This window comes from Halomonas sp. Mc5H-6 (assembly GCF_024124705.1).
Classification (GTDB): Bacteria; Pseudomonadota; Gammaproteobacteria; order Pseudomonadales; family Halomonadaceae; genus Vreelandella; species Vreelandella subterranea.
The window spans coordinates 97,724-103,792 of sequence record NZ_JAMXSI010000013.1; the positions used below are offsets into that span (position 1 = coordinate 97,724).

Sequence of the window (6,069 nt, forward strand, 5' to 3'; positions counted from 1 at the left end):
GAACACGGCACCACACTGAGGGCCTGCTTTGATCCCCTCATCATTTAACAATTCTAAAACAGGGCGAAAGAATCCGATGACATCGAATGGAAGGTCTCCATCCGTCGACACGACTCGGCACGGACCGAAGCCCCCCCCCCTAACCGGAACTTCGGATTTTAATCGCTTAAATGCTGTTTCCTCGACAATGGCTGATACACCCGCTTGATCACGGATCAAACAGCTATAGCGGTTAGCACTTTCGATAAACAAGCTAGCAGCTTTGGGGCTGATGCATCAACCAGATCCAGCATCCAGTACCGTTCAGGCCAAATTTTTTTACTTCATATTCGCCCATACTGCAATTGGATCAATAGACACACAATTCTCCTATCAAACATCCACCCAACGTTTGGGTTATACGGCAGATACACCGTCGAGCATGGACCGGATGGAATCATCTACGTCTTTCCTCGTAGCGAATGTGCGAAACCAGGCGGCTTGAAACCAAGCCCGAAGATACCGAATATTGCCACGAAACCTGAGAATCAGGGATCGTTTGATATAGGGATGGAGAGATTCATCTTTCGCCACAAACTTTAGCCTAATGAATATGGACTCGTAGGCGATATATACTGCGACCGCCCAAACGAATGGCAGGAGCAGAAGCGAATACACAATTGGGAGAATGAAACTCCGAGCTGTCTCAAAGGTAGCGACAGATGCAGGATCACTAATTGTCTTCCAAGCGGCATAAGCCAAGAACACGAAACCGATGACAACGGCAAACCCCGTCAAGAGTCTGTTGACGGAGCGTTGAGCTTTATCCAGCTCAGATACTGCGATCAGTGCCCCCAGAAGCACTAATAGTGGAACGAAGACGATCTCCGCCACAAGAGGCATGCGATACAAGTTGACGAAGAATTCAAACACGACCGTTAACTGGAATATTTCCTTCGCAGCTTTCGAAATGAGATCAGGATCCTCGCTGACTTTAGGCGCGGAGAAAAGGCCAAGAAATCCCGCCGTCCCAAGCCACAAAAGCGTCAGCTTCAACTGAGATGGCGCCCAAATACCAATTTGCGCAAAAAGCAGGACAACACACCCAAAATATGCAACCAAAAGAAGGACGCCGACCAAGATTGGCAGAACGAAGAATGCTCGCAGCACTCTCACCATTGAGGCCCGAATTTTGGGGTGCAAAGCTGCTGCAATAAGCGCTGCAGAGAGCCAAAACAATGCCGCTATTTCACGATTATCGAAAGATGCAAGAAATTGGCTCACGCCGATGGTCCAACTGCCGTATAACACCCACATAAACGGCGCGAGGTACGAGCGTCCGGCGACCGATAGGGAGTGAATTTAATGTGATTGTTATAGGCCTTCAGAATCATCATTTAACAACTTCTCTAATGTAGCGAACTCTGTATCGTAATATTCCATATTAACAAAGCAGTTCACGGGTATACATGCTTCAGATCGCCCAAGCATCACTTCACTCTCCTGATCCCAAACTTCCAAATGCCCATTACTTAGTATGCATCGTTGAAAGCGGAGCACATTTAACTCGTGACGAATAAGAGTCTGATCCCCTCGATCTGGTGTAAACCCTATCCCTTGAACAGGATCAAAAACCAATCGCTCATCGGCGAATGACAGCACAGTTCTAAAACGAACTGCGCTGTCATCTGAAACTAGGTCAAAAACCATGCCTCCCTCAATCTGCCCCGCAATTTCTGGCTTCATGTTCTCAAATGCATAAACTTCAGCTCCACGACGAGCCACTACCGTATACGAGTCTGGTATCTGAACAGTTGTACCATCTGGAATCGGGACCGAGTTCTTCAGCTTTTCTATCACTTCCTCTGAAAGAAACTCCTTGAACCCTGCCAACTCATAAAGGTGTTCTCGCCAGAGCGTATGTGATCTTTTGAGGCCTGTATTCTCTTCAATAGCTAATTCTGCGAGATTTCTTAAAAGGGGGATATCCTTCGATAATCGGAAATGGTCATCAACCTCGTCAGGGTTTACATACGGATCTCTCTCAGCATGCGCTACAGCATTACGGCATTCGTCCCACAAATACTTGCTCACATCTATACTGTGTGACCTAAGCTCCTCACGCCTCTCTTTGGCTCGATAATCGTCCACACGCTCTAATGCATCAGTGATCCATGCTTCACGCTGCTTTCCTTTAGGAAGAAGCGCACCAATTACTTTAAATAGCGACAAAAAACCATAAAAGGGATTATCAAGTGATATTCCTTCTCGATAAAACGCAATTGCTGCTCGCTCCTGAGCGGTATTTGGAGTCGGCATATCCCTGACTTCTAAAAAATCAGTGATGATTCGCCCCCTTCGAACACCAATAGGTCTTGGAAGATTTCCTCCACTCCAAGCAATAATTGAGACGCCGCTTCCTTCTGTCCAAGAGAGCGCACTGCAGAAACGCATTATTTCTTGGCGAGCTTCTTCGGAGCTTAACCCATAACGATCTGACCTTAAGGCTATTGCAGCTGTTTGGTCTGCATCAGATGAATCGGGAAAAAGAACAAATTCCTTCCCGTTAAACGTAACAAGCTGGCGTTGATTAGGCCAGCTCATACGAGGGTCAACAGTAGCAACCATCCAGTTGCCGTGTTCCTCTGATTGGCGAGCCGCCTCCGTAAGCGGGTTTTGCAGAAACTTCCTAGTCATATGCTTTAATCATGCCTGTGGTGTTCCATCCTTAATCTTTGAGTGCTGACACATAAAGCGAGGCTCAGCCGCAAGTTTGAAGCGATAGCGAAAAACCTGTCGGCTGGAGCCTTTGGTTAACTGACGGGACGAGCTTCAAGAAATTCATCCAATTTTAGAATCGCTCTACGAATGGAGCGATAGTCGTCTGGCGGGACATCAATAAAGTCATCTGAAGAGCTATCCTCTAGGGGTAACAGCCCCTGCGGCGCTTTTGACGTACTTAACAAGTTTACGTAGCAACCATAATCAAGCTTGTAAACATCATATCGAACACCTGGTTGATCACGCGATGAGATTCCTCGTTTCAGAATATGGAGAACCCTGGAATCATATAGCGCTTCTATTATTTCGCTTTCTTCACCCGTTTGTAGCAAGAAGGCCCTAGCCTTACGCTGCCCAATTACTTGATCAATAATCCAATGCAAGAGATCCCTTGCGATCGTATTGGAACTTACAGCCTTTTCTTTATCCCGCTGATACCAATTGTTAGCCGCAGCTCGAATATCACTAACAGAGATTGCGCTGTCTATCGCTTTTTGAGCGGCCAAAGAAATTATATTAATCCCGTCTCGTGGCACGCCCTCACATGCTCGGACAAACTCCTCTACTGCTCGCTTCTCGGTGAAAGATTGCCGGACTAGCTCTCTCGTTTTGTTTGGAATATCATCTTCTAATCCAATATCTTTTGCAGCTGCAATAATATGTTGAGCCAAAAGTTCCTGGAAGAAAACCTGAGACCTATGAGAGTCATTATCGAAAACCATGAAATCGTCCAGATTTACATCTGCAGAAGCATCAGCACCTGTCTCAATCCCTGTATAATCCCCATTACTTTTATATATCATGAAGTTTGAGCGGTGCTCGATTGCTGCAATTTTCACAGTTATCCCATAAGCGGGAAATAGAGATCTTCGTATCAAATCTGAAAGATACGGCTGAAGCTCGATCGGAATGCTACTCCACTCGTCTAATAGAACCCACAGTTGCTTTCCATTCAGACAAGAAACGATCTCTCTAAATGCTGAGCTAGTCGCACCGAAGTTTACATAAAGCTGCTCTCTCCCACTTCTGCTTGTTGTCTCTTCTCCGCTTTGGTTTTCTGAGGCATTATCCGAAGATCCCAATTTAACGGATGGATTCGCTGCAACACCCAATTCAAATCTAATATTCGAACTTTGGCTGCGCGAATGCGATATAGTCTTACTAGTCTCTACATCTCCAACAACTTTCACTTCAGTAATTGCGTCAGCCAATCGATCTAATGCTGGTCCGCTCCGAGACAAGTCTAATTCTTCGGCTCGATCCAAGAAGAACTCATAGAGAGAAGAGTGTATCGATAACAGGGCATCAACAAGCAACCTCGTTGCTCTCTCAGGAAGGGGAACTGTTGCATCAGCGTATAACCCCGCACTAGAGCCGATATTCCTTAAGTCTGTGACTACAACGGCATCGCCTTCTTTTTCTTTGCTATCCGCTAAGTAATTTAATACGTGCGTTTTTCCGGTGCCTCGCCTTCCGTAGAGAATCTGATGGTCTATTCCACTTAAGAGAGAAAATAAAGGACCTACATCGACGAAAGTCTGGATCAGTTTTGGTCTCGCTGACGACTCTGCACGTTTTGGAAGTCGCAAAATTGCTTTGTTGATGGCAGACGTCATATTTCCTCTCTTGTTTAGTTAACGCCGCGCTCAGGGGAAAAACAGAGCGGATCGTAGTTTTTCCCTTGCAGCGGCTTGTTATGTGCATCATGATCGTGGAATCATTCTTAGCGCTTTAATTCGTTCGTCATTGGCGGCTTCTGAACCAATGAATGTATTAGTAATAAAGGCTGACACCGCTGGCCCAGAGTGAATTTTCTTTATTCTTTCTTTGGCTGCGTACACATGCTTAAGGCGAAAATAAACATCTTCCCACCAATCCTTACCATATTTTCTGATAAGGCTATCCTTTATCTTGTACATTCTCTTCTTGCTATTTGGGCTTTCATCAGAAGCTATGAGGCTAGCCCATATCATCCGCTTATGCAGATCATTTGGAATCCAGCTTTGCCGCTCAAGCTGCTCAATTACATCAGGGTGTAAATAGAGCTTGTTCTCACAAATCATCCTATGAACCCATAGAGGCTGCGCTCTCTCATATGCCTCTGCCACGTCAGGCCTAGAAAAGCCTTGAACATGATCTTTCCATGTTTCTAGCGCATCTATGTCGCTCAATTTTATATATAGTTCTTCCATACTACCCGGACGCATAACGCTTTGGCTTTGCGGCCCACCGGAGCGCTAGCGTAGGTACGTCCGACAACAGCCACTGGTTATGCATTGTCTTTTGCGACGTAGTTCACTACGTACTGCCCTGATTTCAGCAGCCCTTCATAGCTTTTCAGATGAACGTTGAAATCGCTTGTTTTCCCAACCCCTGAGGTAATAACTACGTCGCCCCCATCTCCGTAGGGCGATGACTCAAGCTCTACTGAAAGATCGGGGATATCCTCGAACGGAGGAGAAAACTTACCTGTTGCAGTAGCAATTTTTACCGGACGCGTTACTTCGATAATCAACTGCCCTTCCTTGGCCTTTTTATCGTTCTTAGTTGTGTTTTGAGTCAACTCGACAGCTGGCCCTTTATCTGCCGAGGGAAATATCGAGCGAACCTTTGCGTCGAACAGAGAGGTGTTTAGGTTTTTTAGTTGATTCCTCTGAAAACTTAGTAGATCCTCGAACTTTTTCTCAATATCTTCAGCTTCTGGCTTCCCTTTCCCAAGGGTTGATATTTGTTTACGTAACTCTTCGACTTTATCATTCAAATCATCAATCTGTTCTGGAGAATCATTTGTTCCAGAACCATCGACCCAATATCCAACAGCCCTCCTCACAATCTCTGTGATGTCGCTCTGAATACCTGAAATGCTTGTTTCCACCCGAGAGACGGCCTCATTAGTTTTTTCTGAGACCTCGCTGGATTTCATATAGAACTGCCAAGAAAGCCATCCTAAAAATGCTGAGACAAAGAATGCTGCAATTGCTAGAGCAAAAGATAGTATTGAGAACAGGTCAATCGTGTACATCTTCGCCGTACTCCCTTCAGCATCACCACCGAAAGTCGCACCACTGATAAAAACTAACAAGAAAAGGCAAAATTTCGCCATTCTACATATCCTCATAAAATGCATAACAGGTGTTAGACGGAGCGTCCTAATGATTGCATAAACGCACCTGCATGTTTACTTAGGGAAGGTCTGAATAACTGCCGATTATCGCCAATCGCGGTTTGAGTCGACAAAAAATCAAAGATTCAGACACGCTTCTCCCGTTATGTGTGTGTTTTTTGCCCGTTTCCCGCCTTTTAGGCGGA

At 45.6% G+C, this 6,069-nt stretch carries 5 protein-coding genes; all 5 read right to left on the reverse strand.

What is annotated here, in order from left to right:
• Window positions 1-396 precede the first annotated feature (396 nt).
• The 5 genes from NH395_RS15780 to NH395_RS15800 all read right to left on the reverse strand — a co-directional run bounded on the left by NH395_RS15780 (window position 397) and on the right by NH395_RS15800 (window position 5,863).
• Window positions 397-1,263, reverse strand: coding sequence for a hypothetical protein (locus NH395_RS15780; protein WP_253026215.1), 867 nt, complete (start codon window positions 1,261-1,263; stop codon window positions 397-399).
• Between the two features lie 90 nt (window positions 1,264-1,353).
• Window positions 1,354-2,676 (reverse strand): methylamine utilization protein MauJ, encoded by a 1,323-nt coding sequence (mauJ, locus tag NH395_RS15785; protein ID WP_253026217.1) that lies wholly within the window; start codon window positions 2,674-2,676, stop codon window positions 1,354-1,356.
• A gap of 116 nt (window positions 2,677-2,792) precedes the next feature.
• Entirely contained in the window at window positions 2,793-4,376 is a 1,584-nt protein-coding gene (locus NH395_RS15790; RefSeq protein ID WP_253026219.1) for an ATP-binding protein, read from the reverse strand.
• A gap of 87 nt (window positions 4,377-4,463) precedes the next feature.
• Window positions 4,464-4,952 (reverse strand): hypothetical protein, encoded by a 489-nt coding sequence (locus NH395_RS15795; protein WP_253026221.1) that lies wholly within the window; start codon window positions 4,950-4,952, stop codon window positions 4,464-4,466.
• A gap of 77 nt (window positions 4,953-5,029) precedes the next feature.
• Complete coding sequence (locus NH395_RS15800; protein ID WP_253026223.1) at window positions 5,030-5,863, reverse strand: hypothetical protein; 834 nt, start codon at window positions 5,861-5,863, stop codon at window positions 5,030-5,032.
• Window positions 5,864-6,069: the final 206 nt, after the last annotated feature.

What these genes read in the sequence shown, in the direction of transcription:
- NH395_RS15800 (WP_253026223.1), bottom strand. Translation starts at nt 5,863, where the DNA reads ATGGCGAAATTTTGCCTTTTCTTGTTAGTTTTTATCAGTGGTGCGACT.
- NH395_RS15795 (WP_253026221.1), bottom strand. Translation starts at nt 4,952, where the DNA reads ATGGAAGAACTATATATAAAATTGAGCGACATAGATGCGCTAGAAACA.
- mauJ (WP_253026217.1), bottom strand. Translation starts at nt 2,676, where the DNA reads ATGACTAGGAAGTTTCTGCAAAACCCGCTTACGGAGGCGGCTCGCCAA.
- NH395_RS15790 (WP_253026219.1), bottom strand. Translation starts at nt 4,376, where the DNA reads ATGACGTCTGCCATCAACAAAGCAATTTTGCGACTTCCAAAACGTGCA.